The sequence below is a fragment of the Alcaligenes sp. Lyrl_28 genome, assembly GCF_051948705.1.
GTDB lineage: Bacteria > Pseudomonadota > Gammaproteobacteria > Burkholderiales > Burkholderiaceae_B > Alcaligenes > Alcaligenes ammonioxydans.
Genome location: NZ_JAYJLG010000004.1, coordinates 1 through 14,425, shown reverse-complemented (window position 1 = coordinate 14,425; position 14,425 = coordinate 1). Strand labels below are relative to the sequence as shown.

The 14,425-nt window shown below is 54.5% G+C and carries 20 protein-coding genes; all 20 read right to left on the bottom strand.

Annotated features, from left to right (window positions below; all coding sequences use genetic code 11):
- Positions 1 to 111: 111 nt before the first annotated feature.
- The gene (locus tag VF694_RS10710) at positions 112 to 1,095 is read right to left on the bottom strand and encodes a DNA-directed RNA polymerase subunit alpha (protein WP_003805337.1); all 984 of its coding nucleotides are present in this window, start codon (positions 1,093 to 1,095) and stop codon (positions 112 to 114) included.
- A gap of 152 nt (positions 1,096 to 1,247) precedes the next feature.
- Complete coding sequence (gene rpsD / locus VF694_RS10705) at positions 1,248 to 1,871, bottom strand: 30S ribosomal protein S4 (protein ID WP_003805341.1); 624 nt, start codon at positions 1,869 to 1,871, stop codon at positions 1,248 to 1,250.
- An 11-nt stretch (positions 1,872 to 1,882) separates the two neighbouring features.
- Positions 1,883 to 2,281, bottom strand: a complete 399-nt coding sequence (gene rpsK, locus VF694_RS10700) for a 30S ribosomal protein S11 (RefSeq protein ID WP_003805343.1) — start codon at positions 2,279 to 2,281, stop codon at positions 1,883 to 1,885.
- 14 nt (positions 2,282 to 2,295) lie between these two features.
- Positions 2,296 to 2,661: a 30S ribosomal protein S13 gene (gene rpsM, locus VF694_RS10695; protein ID WP_003805346.1), complete on the bottom strand. Its 366-nt coding sequence runs from the start codon at positions 2,659 to 2,661 to the stop codon at positions 2,296 to 2,298.
- Positions 2,662 to 2,697: 36 nt separating this feature from the next.
- The gene (gene rpmJ / locus VF694_RS10690) at positions 2,698 to 2,811 is read right to left on the bottom strand and encodes a 50S ribosomal protein L36 (protein ID WP_003805360.1); all 114 of its coding nucleotides are present in this window, start codon (positions 2,809 to 2,811) and stop codon (positions 2,698 to 2,700) included.
- A 32-nt stretch (positions 2,812 to 2,843) separates the two neighbouring features.
- The gene (infA, locus tag VF694_RS10685; protein ID WP_003805361.1) at positions 2,844 to 3,062 is read right to left on the bottom strand and encodes a translation initiation factor IF-1; all 219 of its coding nucleotides are present in this window, start codon (positions 3,060 to 3,062) and stop codon (positions 2,844 to 2,846) included.
- Positions 3,063 to 3,071: 9 nt separating this feature from the next.
- Positions 3,072 to 4,397, bottom strand: coding sequence for a preprotein translocase subunit SecY (gene secY, locus VF694_RS10680; protein WP_003805363.1), 1,326 nt, complete (start codon positions 4,395 to 4,397; stop codon positions 3,072 to 3,074).
- A 12-nt stretch (positions 4,398 to 4,409) separates the two neighbouring features.
- Positions 4,410 to 4,850, bottom strand: coding sequence for a 50S ribosomal protein L15 (rplO, locus tag VF694_RS10675; RefSeq protein WP_022983333.1), 441 nt, complete (start codon positions 4,848 to 4,850; stop codon positions 4,410 to 4,412).
- A gap of 11 nt (positions 4,851 to 4,861) precedes the next feature.
- Positions 4,862 to 5,047 carry a 50S ribosomal protein L30 gene (gene rpmD, locus VF694_RS10670; protein ID WP_003805366.1) on the bottom strand — a complete coding sequence of 62 codons (186 nt, stop codon included), beginning with the start codon at positions 5,045 to 5,047 and terminating at the stop codon, positions 4,862 to 4,864.
- A gap of 3 nt (positions 5,048 to 5,050) precedes the next feature.
- Positions 5,051 to 5,572 carry a 30S ribosomal protein S5 gene (rpsE, locus tag VF694_RS10665; RefSeq protein ID WP_003805367.1) on the bottom strand — a complete coding sequence of 174 codons (522 nt, stop codon included), beginning with the start codon at positions 5,570 to 5,572 and terminating at the stop codon, positions 5,051 to 5,053.
- Positions 5,573 to 5,584: 12 nt separating this feature from the next.
- The gene (gene rplR / locus VF694_RS10660) at positions 5,585 to 5,938 is read right to left on the bottom strand and encodes a 50S ribosomal protein L18 (protein ID WP_003805368.1); all 354 of its coding nucleotides are present in this window, start codon (positions 5,936 to 5,938) and stop codon (positions 5,585 to 5,587) included.
- A gap of 21 nt (positions 5,939 to 5,959) precedes the next feature.
- Positions 5,960 to 6,493 (bottom strand): 50S ribosomal protein L6, encoded by a 534-nt coding sequence (gene rplF / locus VF694_RS10655; protein WP_003805369.1) that lies wholly within the window; start codon positions 6,491 to 6,493, stop codon positions 5,960 to 5,962.
- Between the two features lie 12 nt (positions 6,494 to 6,505).
- Positions 6,506 to 6,901 (bottom strand): 30S ribosomal protein S8, encoded by a 396-nt coding sequence (gene rpsH, locus VF694_RS10650; protein ID WP_003805370.1) that lies wholly within the window; start codon positions 6,899 to 6,901, stop codon positions 6,506 to 6,508.
- A gap of 11 nt (positions 6,902 to 6,912) precedes the next feature.
- Positions 6,913 to 7,218 carry a 30S ribosomal protein S14 gene (gene rpsN / locus VF694_RS10645; RefSeq protein WP_003805371.1) on the bottom strand — a complete coding sequence of 102 codons (306 nt, stop codon included), beginning with the start codon at positions 7,216 to 7,218 and terminating at the stop codon, positions 6,913 to 6,915.
- A 10-nt stretch (positions 7,219 to 7,228) separates the two neighbouring features.
- Positions 7,229 to 7,768 carry a 50S ribosomal protein L5 gene (gene rplE, locus VF694_RS10640; protein WP_003805372.1) on the bottom strand — a complete coding sequence of 180 codons (540 nt, stop codon included), beginning with the start codon at positions 7,766 to 7,768 and terminating at the stop codon, positions 7,229 to 7,231.
- 12 nt (positions 7,769 to 7,780) lie between these two features.
- Positions 7,781 to 8,101: a 50S ribosomal protein L24 gene (rplX, locus tag VF694_RS10635; protein WP_003805373.1), complete on the bottom strand. Its 321-nt coding sequence runs from the start codon at positions 8,099 to 8,101 to the stop codon at positions 7,781 to 7,783.
- Positions 8,102 to 8,114: 13 nt separating this feature from the next.
- Positions 8,115 to 8,483 carry a 50S ribosomal protein L14 gene (rplN, locus tag VF694_RS10630; protein ID WP_003805375.1) on the bottom strand — a complete coding sequence of 123 codons (369 nt, stop codon included), beginning with the start codon at positions 8,481 to 8,483 and terminating at the stop codon, positions 8,115 to 8,117.
- Positions 8,484 to 8,762: 279 nt separating this feature from the next.
- Positions 8,763 to 10,703, bottom strand: coding sequence for a bifunctional diguanylate cyclase/phosphodiesterase (locus tag VF694_RS10625; RefSeq protein ID WP_131071089.1), 1,941 nt, complete (start codon positions 10,701 to 10,703; stop codon positions 8,763 to 8,765).
- Between the two features lie 105 nt (positions 10,704 to 10,808).
- Positions 10,809 to 11,441: a transglutaminase-like cysteine peptidase gene (locus VF694_RS10620; protein ID WP_003805378.1), complete on the bottom strand. Its 633-nt coding sequence runs from the start codon at positions 11,439 to 11,441 to the stop codon at positions 10,809 to 10,811.
- Between the two features lie 455 nt (positions 11,442 to 11,896).
- A partial coding sequence (locus VF694_RS10615) for an Ig-like domain-containing protein (RefSeq protein WP_440164335.1) occupies positions 11,897 to 14,425 on the bottom strand: 2,529 nt, incomplete at its 5' end.

The window sequence follows — 14,425 nt, the reverse complement described above, 5'->3', positions numbered from 1 at the left end:
GGACAGCGCAAAACAATAGCACATTTTTAGCCGCCACCTACACTTTTTGCAGGTGTACCACACCAGAAAAAGTGTAAGCAGCGTCTAAGAAATGACTGTCTTGCTTACTACTTATGGACGCTCAAGACCCAGTGGCGGCCAGTTTTCGAGCTTCATGCCCAAAGTCAGACCACGTGCGGCCAACACTTCCTTGATTTCGTTCAAGGACTTGCGGCCCAGGTTTGGTGTCTTCAACAGTTCGTTTTCGGTACGCTGGATCAGATCGCCGATGTAGTAAATATTTTCGGCTTTCAGGCAGTTGGCGGAACGAACCGTCAGTTCCAGATCGTCGACAGGACGCAGCAACACGGGATCGATCTGTGGAGCGCCACGCACTGGAGCTTCGTAGGCATCGCCCACACCTTCCAGAGCAGCAAACACAGAGATCTGATCCATCAAGATACGAGCAGACTGGCGCACGGCTTCCTCGGGCGAGATCACGCCGTTGGTTTCGATGTCCAGAACCAGCTTGTCCAGGTCAGTACGCTGTTCCACACGGGCGTTTTCGACCGCGTAGCTCACACGACGCACCGGGCTGTAAGATGCGTCCAGCACGATACGACCGATCGTGTGGGTACGATCATCGGCCAGGGCGCGCACGTTACCAGGAACGTAGCCACGGCCTTGCTCAACCTTGATTTGCATTTCCAGCTTGCCGTCGTCGGTCAAGGTGGCAATCACATGATTGGGGTTGATGATTTCAACGTCGTGCGGCAATTCAATGTCGCTGGCCAGAACTTGACCCGCGCCTTCTTTGCGCAGGATCAGCGTAACTTCTTCACGGCTGTGCAGCTTGAAGACCACGCCCTTCAGGTTCATCAAGATATCAACCACGTCCTCGCCCACGCCTGGCAGCGTGGAGTACTCGTGCACCACACCGGTAATCTGCACTTCAGTCGGTGCATAGCCGGTCATGGAGGACAGCAAGATACGACGCAGTGCGTTGCCCAGAGTGTGGCCGTAGCCGCGCTCGAAAGGCTCCATGATCACCTTGGCGTGATTTTTGCTGATCGGTTCAACTTCGATGGAACGGGGTTTCAAAAAACCTTGAGACATTCGATTTCCTTTTCAATACCCTCGGCTCGTTACACCGATAAGGCTGACGGAAACTGGCCTAAGCCAGCAGAAAGTATCGCAAAGCCCACTTGCCGAAAAACGGGAAGTGGGCCTGCTTTACTGCATTGTATAAGTGGTCTTCGCGTAAAAAATTAACGCGAGTACAACTCAACAACCAGCGATTCGTTAACGTCTTGAGCGACGTCAGCGCGGTCAGGAACTTGCTTGAACACGCCGGACAGCTTGGCAGCGTCCACTTCCACCCACTGAGGCAGGCCAATACCGGTCGCCAGTTCCAAGGATTCCTTGATACGGCTTTGGGATTTGGCTTTCTCACGCACGGCAACCACGTCACCGGCTTTGATCAGCATGGAAGCGATGTCAGCGGTGTGACCGTTGACTTCGATAGCACGGTGGTTAACCAGCTGGCGAGCTTCGGCACGTGTGGAGCCGAAACCCATGCGGTACACCACGTTGTCCAGACGCGATTCCAGCAATTGAATCAGCGTTTCACCGGTGTTGCCACGGCGGCGGTCAGCTTCAACGTAGTATTTGCGGAATTGCTTTTCCAGCACGCCGTACATGCGCTTGAGCTTTTGCTTTTCGCGCAGCTGCAGACCGAAGTCAGACGTACGGGCACCCGAGGTGCGGCCGTGCTGACCAGGACGCGATTCCAGTTTGCACTTGGAATCCAGCGAACGACGAGCGCTCTTCAAAAACAGATCGGTACCCTCGCGACGCGAGAGCTTGCATTTTGGTCCAATATAACGAGCCACTTCGCTTCCCCTTAGATGCGACGACGCTTGGGCGGACGGCAGCCGTTATGCGGAACCGGTGTGATGTCTGCAATGCTGGTGATCTTGATACCCAGAGCATTCAGAGCACGCACAGACGATTCACGGCCTGGACCGGGGCCCTTGATGCGAACTTCAAGATTTTTAATACCGTATTCCATGGCAGTACGGCCGGCTGTTTCAGCGGCAACCTGCGCGGCAAACGGCGTGGATTTACGCGAGCCTTTAAAGCCAGCGCCACCCGACGTAGCCCAGGACAATGCGTTGCCCTGACGGTCAGTAATGGTGATGATCGTGTTGTTAAAAGAAGCGTGGACGTGAGCAATCCCGTCCGACACGCTTTTTTTGACTTTCTTGCGTGCGCGTGAAGCGCTGCTAGAAGCTTTGGCCATCTTCTATTCCTCGATTATTTCTTCAGGGACGCGGCGGCGCGACGCGGACCTTTACGGGTGCGAGCGTTAGTGCGTGTACGTTGGCCGCGCACTGGCAGACCGCGACGATGACGCATGCCACGGTAAGTTCCCAAGTCAGCCAAACGCTTGATCGAGAGCTGAACTTCACGACGCAGGTCACCTTCAACGGTGAACAAGCCGATCTGTTCGCGAATGCGCTCGAGTTCCGCGTCGGTCAGATCTTTGACCTTCTTGGAGTATTCAATACCCGATGCTTCGCAAATCTTGCGAGCGCGGGTGCGACCGATGCCGAAAATCGCGGTAAGACCGATTTCGGCGTGTTGATGCGGCGGGATGTTAATGCCGGCAATACGGGCCATGGTTATTCCTTGTTAAATCGGTTGCGTTTCGGCAACTTAGCCTTGACGCTGCTTATGGCGTGGATCGGTGCAGATGACACGCACCACGCCATGACGTTTAATGATTTTGCAGTTGCGGCAGATCCGCTTTACTGATGCCATTACCTTCATGGTTTGACTCCTAGTTTCCTGTAACCGGCCGCTTATTTGGAGCGGAACACAATTCGTGCTCGGGATAGATCATAGGGCGTGAGCTCCACAGTGACCTTATCGCCCGGCAGAATCCGGATATAGTGCATACGCATTTTGCCTGAAATGTATCCGAGCACTACGTGACCATTTTCCAGCTTGACGCGAAAAGTTGCGTTGGGAAGGTTCTCAAGAACCTGTCCCTGCATTTGAATGACGTCGTCCTTTGCCATTTTCGTGAATTACCGCATCGGCAAGCTCGAGCCTTTGAAGTTAGCCTTCTTGAGCAGCGAGTCGTATTGTTGTGACATGACATAGGCCTGGGCCTGCGCCATGAAGTCCATGGTTACTACAACAATAATCAGCAAGGATGTGCCGCCAAAATAGAACGGTACATTCCAGCGCATTTGCAAGAACTCTGGTACCAGACACACCAAGGTAATGTAGATCGCACCGGCCAAGGTCAAACGCATCAAGATCTTGTCGATATAACGCGCTGTTTGGTCACCGGGACGAATACCTGGTACGAAAGCTCCACTCTTTTTCAGGTTGTCTGCAGTTTCGCGGCTGTTAAACACCAGGGCCGTGTAGAAAAAGCAGAACAAGATGATCAGCGCGGAGAACAAAGTAATGTAAAGCGGCTGACGCGGCGACAAAGCAGCCTCGATTTCACGCAACCAACCCAAACCGGGCGTGCTGGAGAACCAATTAGCAATTGTCGCTGGCAACAGAATGATGGACGAAGCGAAGATCGGAGGGATCACGCCAGCCATGTTCAGTTTCAGCGGCAAATGCGAGCTTTGACCACCATAGATACGGTTGCCTACTTGCCGTTTGGCGTAGTTCACCGTGATACGACGCTGACCACGCTCGACAAAGACGACGAAGTACGTGACGGCGGCTACTAAAACGAGGATAAACAGTGCCGATAGAATCGACATGGAATCCGTACGCACCAGATCAAGCATACCGCCCAAAGCATTAGGCAGACCCGCTACGATACCGGCGAAGATCAGTATGGAAATACCATTGCCCAATCCACGTTCAGTAATCTGCTCACCGAGCCACATGACGAACATGGTGCCAGTGACCAGTGTTACCACTGTCGTGAAGCGAAACAGCATCCCTGGGTCGATAACCAGACCGGGCTGCGATTCTAGAGCGATGGAAATCCCAACTCCCTGGAACAAAGCCAAAAAGACCGTTCCGTAACGGGTGTATTGCGTGATCTTGCGACGACCCGACTCACCCTCTTTCTTGATTGCTTCCAGCGTGGGCACCACAGCGGTCATCAATTGCATGATGATGGACGCAGAGATGTAGGGCATGATTCCCAGTGCGAACACTGAGAATCGCTCTAAAGCACCACCGGAGAACATATTAAACAAACCCAGAATACCACTCTGGTTTTGAGTAAACAGTTCGGACAAGGCATCAGGATTGATGCCTGGTACCGGAATGTGCGTACCCAAGCGGTAGACAATCAGGGCGAGCAACAGGAAAACGAGACGACGTTTTAAATCGCCGTAGCGCGGACCCGACTTACTCTGTGCCTGAGCTTTTGCCACCGTGACCCCTTTTTATTCCAGCGAGCCGCCGGCTGCTTCGATCGCGGCGCGAGCGCCGGCCGTTGCATTAATGCCTTTCAGCGCAACTTTACGGGAAAGTTCACCGGACTTGATGACTTTAGCGTAACGCACCATTTGGCCAACCACGCCAGCCTGCTTCAGTGCCTGGACGTCGATAACTTCGGCATCCATTTTTTGCAGTTCGGACAGACGTACTTCTGCGTACAGGTGGTCGTCCAGGGTGGTGAAACCACGCTTGGGCAAACGACGTTGCAAAGGCATTTGACCGCCTTCGAAACCGACTTTATGAAAACCACCCGAGCGCGATTTCTGGCCTTTATGACCACGTCCGCCGGTTTTACCCAAGCCGGAACCGACACCGCGACCAACACGGCGTGCTGCGTGTTTGGCGCCAGCGGCGGGCTTGAGATTGTTCAATTGCAATTCAGACATCCCGATTCCTTTCAGGCTTCCGAGACCGTAACCAGATAATCCACCTTGCGGATCATCCCACGAACCTCAGGAGTATCAACCAATACACGGCTGGTGTTGACTCGGCGCAGACCCAGGCCGCGAACGGTGTCGCGGTGGCTTTGCTTTGTGCCGATGACCGAACGCACCAACGTAACTTTGATTTGTTTCTGTGCCATGACTTACCCCAGAATTTCTTCAACTGTCTTGCCGCGCTTGGCAGCAATGTCAGCAGGTGTCGAGCAAGCACGCAAACCGTTCAATGTAGCGCGAACCATGTTGTATGGGTTGCTGGAACCCAGGCTCTTGGCTACGACGTTGCGCACGCCCATCACTTCGAAGATAGCGCGCATTGGGCCACCGGCGATAACACCAGTACCTTCAGCTGCGGGAGAGATCAGAACGGTGGCTGCACCGTGCTTACCAACTACGGTGTGATGCAAGGTGCCGTTTTTCAGAGGCACTTTGATCAGGCCGCGACGGGCCTGTTCCATTGCCTTCTGAACAGCAACGGGTACTTCGCGGGCTTTGCCCTTACCCATGCCGATACGACCATCGCCGTCACCGACCACGGCCAGCGAAGCAAAGCTCATGGTGCGACCACCCTTAACCACTTTGCTGACGCGGTTGACCGCAATCATTTTTTCTTTCAGGCCATCATCGCGCTCTTGCTCTGGAGCCTGTCTGCCTTGTGCTTTAGCCATTTGATAATTCCTTTAGAATTTCAAGCCGGCTTCACGCGCGGCCTCGGCCAGCGCTTTCACGCGGCCATGGTAACGGAAGCCCGAGCGGTCGAAAGCAACCGTCTCGATGCCCGCAGCCTTCGCCTTTTCGGCGACGCGCTTGCCAACCAGGCTGGCTGCCGCTACGTTGCTGCCAACGGCCAATTCTTTGCGAACTTCGCTCTCGACAGTGGAAGCACTGACCAGAACGCGGTCGCCTTCGGGCGAGATGATGCTCGCGTAAATATGCGTATTCGTGCGATGCACCGACAGGCGGTGTACGCGCAGTTCGGCGATCTTGCGGCGAGTAGCCACTGCACGACGCATACGGGATTGTTTCTTGTCCATGATTCGTCCTTGCCTGCGGGCTTATTTCTTCTTGGTTTCCTTGAGGATGACGCGTTCGCCGACGTAACGTACACCCTTGCCTTTGTAAGGCTCTGGTGGACGATAGCCACGAATTTCAGCGGCAACCTGACCAACCACCTGCTTGTTCGAGCCCTTGATCACGATTTCGGTCGGAGTAGGACACTCGGCTTTGATGCCTTCAGGTAGGTCGTGCACGATGTCGTGCGAGAAACCCAGTTGCAACTTCAAGGCATTACCCTGGACGGAGGCACGGAAACCCACGCCAACCAGACTCAGCTTGCGTTCGAAACCGGCGCTCACGCCAACAACCATGTTGTTGACCAGTTGGCGCACGGTGCCGGACATTGCGTTTGCGTGACGAGTTTCGTTCGCAGCGGCAAAAGACAGCTGACCGTCTTGAAGTTCGATGGTGACGTCGCCAGTCAGAGATTGAACCAAAGTGCCCAGAGGGCCTTTGACCGTGATCTGATCAGCGGCAATAGTCGTTTCTACGCCCTTGGGCAAGGAAACGGGATACTTAGCGATACGTGACATATGATGTTCTCCTTATGCCACGTAGCACAGCACTTCGCCACCGACGCCAGCTGCACGTGCTTTGCGATCGGTCATCACGCCGCGAGACGTGGACACGATGGCAACACCCAAGCCGTTCATGACTTGAGGGATGCTTGTGCTGCTTTTGTAGATGCGCAGTCCAGGACGCGAAACGCGGTCGATGCGCTCGATGACTGGCTGGCCGGCATAGTATTTCAGGGTGACTTCCAGTTCTGGCTTGGCTTTTTCGCCAACGATACGGAAATCTTCGATGTAGCCTTCGTCTTTCAGCACAGCAGCAATAGCTGCTTTCAGCTTCGAGGAGGGCATGCTAACCGATGTCTTGTTGACCATTTGCGCGTTACGCACGCGGGTCAACATATCGGCGATTGGATCGCTCATGCTCATGTGTATTTCTCCTACCAGCTGGCCTTGGTCATACCGGGGATCTCGCCGCGCATTGCCATTTCGCGCACTTTATGGCGAGTCAAACCGAATTTCTTGAAAACACCACGGGGGCGACCGGTGATAACGCAACGGTTGCGTTGACGGGTCGGGTTCGCGTTGCGTGGCAATTGTTGCAACTGCAAACGAGCCTCGTAGCGCTCTTCGTCAGACTTGGACTGGTCGTCAATGATCGCTTTCAGTGCTGCACGCTTGGCGGCGAATTTCTCAGCCAGCTTGGCGCGCTTGATGTCGCGATTGATGAGGGAAAGTTTAGCCACGTTGCGCCCCTTAGTTGCGGAACGGGAAGCTGAACGCGCTAAGCAGCGCCTTGGCCTCTTCGTCCGTCTTGGCAGTTGTAGTGATGCTGATGTTCAGACCACGCACTGCGTCGATTTTGTCGTACTCGATTTCGGGGAAAATGATTTGCTCTTTAACCCCCATGTTGTAGTTGCCACGGCCGTCAAACGCACGACCCGACACACCACGGAAGTCACGTACGCGTGGCAGAGCCACAGCGACCAGACGATCCAGGAATTCGTACATGCGTTGACCGCGCAGGGTCACCATACAACCGATCGGGTAATCTTCGCGAATCTTAAAACCGGCAATAGCTTTGCGGGTTTTCGTGATAACGGGTTTTTGACCAGCAATTTTGGTCATGTCCGATACCGCGTTCTCGATAATCTTCTTGTCAGCAACCGCTTCCGAGACACCCATGTTCAGAGTGATCTTGGTGATGCGCGGTACTTCCATGATGCTCTTGTACTCGAACTGCTTTTGCAGGTCGGCAACCACTTTTTCGCGGTAGAAATCTTGTAAACGTGCCATGTTATCCGCCCCTTAAGCCTTGGCGCCAACGGCCTTGCCGCTGGAACGATAAACACGCGTTTTCTGACCGTCGATCACCTGGATACCAACGCGGTCGCCCTTGCCGGTTTCTGGGTTGAACAGTGCAACGTTCGAGATGTGGATAGGCATGGTCTTGTCGACGATACCACCCTGCGTGCCAGCCATAGGATTGGCTTTAACGTGTTTTTTGACTACGTTGATGCCTTCCACGATAACGTGGTCTGCATCGACGCGTTGCAGTACTGTGCCACGGCGTTTTTTATCACGGCCGGTCAGCACAATAACTTCGTCGCCTTTACGAATTTTTTGCATTTTTTCGCGCTCCTTACAGCACTTCGGGAGCCAAGGACACGATCTTCATGAACTTCTCGGTACGCAGTTCACGCGTAACGGGTCCGAAGATACGGGTGCCGATGGGTTCCAGCTTGGCATTGAGCAATACGGCAGCATTGCCACCGAAACGAATCAGCGAACCGTCTTTACGGCGCACGCCCTTAGCGGTACGAACCACTACAGCGTTGTAGATTTCGCCTTTTTTGACGCGTCCGCGCGGGGCCGCTTCTTTAACGGTAACTTTGATGATGTCACCAATTGCGGCATAACGGCGCTTCGAGCCGCCCAGCACCTTGATGCACATTACGGAACGCGCACCTGTGTTGTCGGCCACGTCCAGCGTGGTCTGCATTTGAATCATGATTTTTCCTGTTCCAACTTAATTGCAACGATCCAGCCAAAATGACTGGGTCACACAACCAGTTTTGGTCCCGTCAGATTCGGATCCAGCCAGTTCGATACCGTAAACCCGATCTCGATCTGGTCCGGCAAGCCGAACCCTAGGTTGAAATCTTGCGAGAGACAAAACGTTGTATTACCAACTTCAATCCGGATAGGCGACTAAAGCCTCTCCGGTCAAAATAAAGAGGTAAGCCACATATACTAGCAAATAAGCCCCAGAAAAACAAGGATTTATTTGCTAAGGCCTTGGCAGCACGGCGTTTTCGCGCAACAACTCGTCCAGTTGGGCGCTATTGCTGGCACGTGTAACCCGACGCAAGCCAATACCCAGTTCCTGCAAGCTTTGCAGAAACGCCATCAGCAAATGACGTCCTCCGACCTCAGCCTGCAAGGTCTGCGCCCGTTCGTCATCCAGAACGATGTACTTGAGGGCCATCATGTGCAACCACAAAATGGATTCGGGCTGCTCCAGAACGCGACGCAAGCCAAACTGCACGCCCAAAGGACGCAATTTATCCACAAACGCGACCGTTTCCGCATCGTGTTCGCTGAGACAGTAGGCATCCAGTTCAATGATCAGACGCTGGGCCTTGTCACCTGTCTTGGACAGCACATCGGCCACCTGCTGCGCAAAGTCCGGCTTGACCACGGAGGCCCATGACACTCGCACGCTCAGACTGCCTTCATGCGTGGCCAGCCAGTCGCTGGCCAATTGCATGGTGCGCAAATCACATTGCGCCGAAAGACCCAGGCGCACCGCCACGGGAATGAAGAGATAAGCGGGCAAACTGGCCTGCCCTGGCTGCTCGGGCAGCAAGTTCAGGGTGGCATCGTAAATCTGGCCTGCCTGACCCCAGACTTCGACACCCGGTTTCACGCTCAGCTCAATACGCCCCTGCTCCAGGCCGCGTTCAATGCGTGAATGCCACTCCTGCTCGCCGATTGAAGAACCCGCCTCGTGATGCCCCCCTTCCGAAGGTCGGTACTCCACCTCCTGGTGCCCCGCCCCTTCAGCGCGCATCAGCGCATTATCCAGGCGTGTCATCACAGCGCTGAGCGAATCGTGAGCCTCATAGTTCGTCATCGCCATGGACCAGCGACACAGGCTGCCGTCCGGCAAGGGTTGGCGCAATTCCTGCAAGGCCGTGCGTAGCTCCTGGGCAAAACCCATCACCTGAGGGCCCGTCTGCCCCTTGAGCAGCACAATAAAGTCAGAGCCATTCAAGCGCGCCAGATCACCCACGTCCATACCATTTTCCCGCAACAGCTCAGCGCAACGCTGGGTCACCAATTTCAACCAGGCATCCACTGCATCGCGCGACAAGGAGGTATTCAATGGCAACAAATCTCGCTGTCGAAACAGCAAGACATGACCACCCTGCTCTTGCTGCAGCACTTGCCGGAACAGATTGACAAAGTACTTACGGTTAGCCAGACCAGTGACGGGGTCGCAATTGAGCTCCAGCTGCAACTGTTCGATCCGGGCATTTTGTTCCTGACTGCTGACCCGTATCCGCTTTTGCACGGTACTTAAAGTATGGGCGACCTCTTCCAACTCAGGAATGAGGCGTACTTTCTTGCGACCGGGCGCAGAGTCACTTTGATCCATCTGCTGCAATTCGAACTGCACATGGTCACGCAAGGCCCGACGCAACCAGGCCATGACCATCAATACAAACACGCCCCACGCAATCCCGGCGCCCAGCACCAGCAAGGTCACGCGCACAAAGCTTTTCCATAAACTGGCGCGGGCATACTCATCGGCAGGCTTGACCTCAACCGTACCAATCTGGTTCCAGCCATTACTGACATGCGCTAGCGCCACAGGCACCTCAATGGGCAAGGAGTTGGCAAACCATGCCGGTGAGGACGTGCTGACCTGCGTTTCCTGCTGCGTGCTGCGCTCAACCAATACGGCGTTGGCGGTATCAGAGAAGCGGATACGCTCAAACTGCCCGGTGTCGTACAAAGCAGCAATCAACAGCTCTTGGGTGACCGGGTCCTGGTTGCTGGGCTGCGACAAGGTCAAGGCCAGCGAAGTCGCCGCCGACTCTGCCTGGGCCTGCAACTGGCTGCTCAGGTATTGACGTGCCGAATCGACGCTAAACCACAGCGTGCCGACCAAAATAGCAAGAATCGCGCACGAGACACTTAGCAGTAGCTGTTTAAGTAAAGACATAGCGCTTCCGTATATTCCATAAATTCTTGTCTAGTCCGCCTTGAAAGGCCACCCTGGTCGTTGTTTCTGATCGGCGCCCCGACCCGCACAGCCTGGGGCTCATCATCATGGCACAAAGCCTTCCTTACGCATTTTGTCCAGCAAGCCACGCCAACGACTGATGCTGTCTACCGAGCCCTTTTGGGCATTACCGACATACACGCCTTGCGAGTTAAAACTGAACACAGGCGTTAAATCGGGACGCTGGCTGGCGGGACGGATCGAGCCGCTTAAGTTGTCCAGCAGCAAAGGCTCGGACTGCGGCGTAGGGTAATAGCCCAACACCATATGGGCAATGCTTTGGCCACCCACTTGCGCCCTGACATAAATCAATCGGAGTTTTTCATTGGGCACACCCAGATGCAACAAGGAAAAATATTTGCCAATCACAAAGTCTTCACAATCAGCGGCCCCTTTTCCCAGAGTCTCGACGGGGGTTGCCCAATAATCGAGTTGTCCCCAAATATGGATGTCCTCACCTGCCATTGCCGTCATGTTCCAGAAATCATTGACGACATCGAGCTGGCGGCGCTCGCTTAAGCCCCGCGCAGACTCCAGATTAGCCATCCACCGGTCAATCGCTGTTCCGGCCCGGGCACCAAAGCGGGCGACCGCCGTCTGTCGAATCTTGCTGGCCTCGAACTGCAAGGCTGGCACTGACAAAGGCAGCCACACTCCAACCAGCAGTGTGACCAGCACAAGCAGCGCAACCCTAGATCGAAGAAAAAGGCGTAGCCAGGCAAAAGACAAGAACACGTCAGTCCCAAATAAGCAAACCCTTATAACGGCCTTACAGCTTGCCTATTTAGCGAGAGCCTGGCAATTGCCATAACACCTGAATACCGCATCGGCAGCGTATTTCGGACGCAAAATCAGTCTACCTGCCCCGTCATACTATCGAATCAGGAAGCAAGTCGGCAAACCGGTCGGACGACCACGCACAGACAGGCATACAAAAGGATCTGAAGCGACCAGGGGCTTCATCCCGTCTGATTTCACTGGCTGATTCGCTCGATACTCCAGGATCATAGGCAGAAAAGTCAGACATCTGCTATTGGCGCTGACGACAAGCCACAGACAAAAAACCCCACAAACCCATGCGGATTTGTGGGGCGTAGCGCTATCGATGAGATAGCGCCGTGTCAGCTAACGATTTAGAAATCGGATGACTTCAAAGTACCGTCTTTCAGCGAGTTGGCAATTTGGGCTGCCTTCTCTGCGTCAAAGGCGATATTGTCCAGAATGATCTTCTGATCAATCTGACCGTTGCCTTGAGAGCTGATACCGATCTCCATCTTGCCGCTATCCGAACGGCCTACCGTCAAGTACTGGCTCAAATCACCATTATTGAGGTTATGGCCCGACAACAGATCGGTGATATCCAGCGTATCGGTGCCGGAGTCACCGAAGTCCATCACGTAATCCACAGCCGGCTTGCTGACAGTGCCTTCATCCCCCATGTTCCACACGAAGGTGTCATTGCCCTCGCCGCCGAACAGGATGTCGTCACCCGCACCGCCGATCAGGGTGTCGGTGCCACCTTGGCCGTACAGGATGTCATTGCCTTTACCGCCATCCAGCGTATCGTCGCCGCCACGCTGGTCACCTGCCACATTAAAGGCGGTGTGATTCTGCTTGATGTACTCGTACAACTCAACGCCGGTTGCGGGTGTACCGCCGTTTTTCATCTGCAGGAACACTTCCAGTGCCTTCAGGCCGGAACCTTCTGGCAGATTATCCGGACGACCACCCACTTCATCCCATGGCAAGACGGAACCATCGGTGTTAATCGTGTCACCGAAGATGATGTCATTACCATCACCGCCCAGAATGGTGTCATTGCCGACTGGTGCTGGATCGTTCGTTACCGAACCACCCTTCAGGGCAGCATCCAGGTCTTCCTTGGTATTGACGATGTCGACCTTGTTAACCTCTGTCCAATCCTGAGGATTGCCGGAGGACAATAGCGTCACGTCATCAATATAGACTTTGTAGTTACTGCTGCTGGAACGATCGTCCACCAGGAACTCGAAGCGGTATTGGCCTTCGCCCACGGGCTTGGTCGTGATGGTGCCGGAGCTACCTGGACGACCGCCTTCCTGCACAACTTCCCAGTTACCTGTCTTCTCGTTGTACTTCTGCAGTTGCCACTTGAAGACGTCGGCACTGTTACGGCCGCTTTCAGCATAGTGGAAGCTCAACTTGCCGTAGCTGCCGGCAGCAACGCTCATACCTGGACCACGAACGGTAGTCGCGGTATCGCCATTACGGCTGTAGGTATCCGTAATTTCCAATCGGTTATCAGGATACCAAGTGCTACCCTGGTTCTTGACTCCGACTGTGCCGTTACCACCGACCTTGTTCCAACCGTCATGACGGCCGTTTTCAAAGTCAGTCACGTCCTTGGTGCCACGGACAACGTCAATAACCTCAGTACCCGTGTTGTCGTATTTGCGCAGGACATCCACGCTGACGTCGTTACCGATACCCACGGCGTAAACCTTGCTACCCGAAGAGGTAACCAGGCTGTCGTAGGCTGCCTTACCACGCGAATCAGCCGTGGAGTCGTAACCGCTACCTGCACCTTGGCCAGTACCGTACTGGGTTGGATTACCGTCAGTCAAGAAGTACGTAACGTTTTCATAAGCGTTGCCGTACTTGTCGACTGCAGGTGCATCGCCAGTCTTGAACCATGCTTCAGCGGCCTTGAAGGCTGCTTCGTAGTTGGTACCACCCACATTGGAGTTCCAACCGGAGTTGTAGCCGTTCAAGGTATCAATCGAATTGAGCAGATTGATCAAATCGGCATGAGTCAGGTCCTTGAAGACCATAGGCGTATCAGCCCGTGTACCAAAGCCAATAATACTCAGGTTCACCGTGCCGCCTTCATGATTGGCCAAGCTTTCAGCCAAGGTCGTCAGCGCAGCCTTGAGCAACTGCATACGGTTCATATTATCCGTACCAGAGGCTTCCTTCATGCTGTTGGAACGGTCAACCAGGATGGCAATGTTGTAGCTCTGGCCGTGAACGATGTTCTCTTGCACACCGCCGCGGTCGCCAATAATGACGTCGTCGCCCACGCCACCATTCGGATTGCCACCACCGTTACCATCAACAATCAGCTGATCCACATCCAGCGTGTATGGGCCGGAGTCGTTGGCAGAAGCACTGTTACCAGCCGAGTCTGTCGTCGTTACCTTGGCATCAACCGTATCGTTCTTCAGCAGATCCTGTACAGGTACTGGGATCTTGAAGGTCAGATCATTGCCAACCGTACCGGTGTATTCCTTGCCACCGATAGTCAGCGTCACGGTATCGCCAGGCTGTACATCCTTGCCAACCGTACCGGTCACATCAATCGTACCCTTGCCGTCACCAGCTTCATTGTGATCCAGCACGCCGTCACCGGCGATCGGATCCAACGTAATCTCGGCTTCAGGCAATGTGGTCTGCACACCGTAGTCGCGGTCAGTTTCAGCACTAGCGCTGTTACCGGCGTCGTCCTTGGTCTCGACCTTAGCGTGGACGGTGTCATCCAGAGCCAGCTCGGAGCCAGGAACATCCACGTTCCAGGTCTTGCCATCGGCGTTAACCGTGGTCGTGTAGTCCTTACCGTTCACGGTCACCGTGACGGTATCACCAGCCTTGACGTCTTTACCCACGGTACCGGTAATGGTCACGTC

Excerpts from the sequence above, each read along its gene's own strand:
- VF694_RS10710 (WP_003805337.1), bottom strand. The coding sequence starts at position 1,095 with ATGTCTCAAGGTTTTTTGAAACCCCGTTCCATCGAAGTTGAACCGATC.
- rpsK (WP_003805343.1), bottom strand. The coding sequence starts at position 2,281 with ATGGCCAAAGCTTCTAGCAGCGCTTCACGCGCACGCAAGAAAGTCAAA.
- rpsM (WP_003805346.1), bottom strand. The coding sequence starts at position 2,661 with ATGGCCCGTATTGCCGGCATTAACATCCCGCCGCATCAACACGCCGAA.
- rpmJ (WP_003805360.1), bottom strand. The coding sequence starts at position 2,811 with ATGAAGGTAATGGCATCAGTAAAGCGGATCTGCCGCAACTGCAAAATC.
- infA (WP_003805361.1), bottom strand. The coding sequence starts at position 3,062 with ATGGCAAAGGACGACGTCATTCAAATGCAGGGACAGGTTCTTGAGAAC.
- rplO (WP_022983333.1), bottom strand. The coding sequence starts at position 4,850 with ATGTCTGAATTGCAATTGAACAATCTCAAGCCCGCCGCTGGCGCCAAA.
- rpmD (WP_003805366.1), bottom strand. The coding sequence starts at position 5,047 with ATGGCACAGAAACAAATCAAAGTTACGTTGGTGCGTTCGGTCATCGGC.
- rpsE (WP_003805367.1), bottom strand. The coding sequence starts at position 5,572 with ATGGCTAAAGCACAAGGCAGACAGGCTCCAGAGCAAGAGCGCGATGAT.
- rplR (WP_003805368.1), bottom strand. The coding sequence starts at position 5,938 with ATGGACAAGAAACAATCCCGTATGCGTCGTGCAGTGGCTACTCGCCGC.
- rplF (WP_003805369.1), bottom strand. The coding sequence starts at position 6,493 with ATGTCACGTATCGCTAAGTATCCCGTTTCCTTGCCCAAGGGCGTAGAA.
- rpsH (WP_003805370.1), bottom strand. The coding sequence starts at position 6,901 with ATGAGCATGAGCGATCCAATCGCCGATATGTTGACCCGCGTGCGTAAC.
- rplE (WP_003805372.1), bottom strand. The coding sequence starts at position 7,768 with ATGGCACGTTTACAAGATTTCTACCGCGAAAAAGTGGTTGCCGACCTG.
- rplX (WP_003805373.1), bottom strand. The coding sequence starts at position 8,101 with ATGCAAAAAATTCGTAAAGGCGACGAAGTTATTGTGCTGACCGGCCGT.
- rplN (WP_003805375.1), bottom strand. The coding sequence starts at position 8,483 with ATGATTCAAATGCAGACCACGCTGGACGTGGCCGACAACACAGGTGCG.
- VF694_RS10625 (WP_131071089.1), bottom strand. The coding sequence starts at position 10,703 with ATGTCTTTACTTAAACAGCTACTGCTAAGTGTCTCGTGCGCGATTCTT.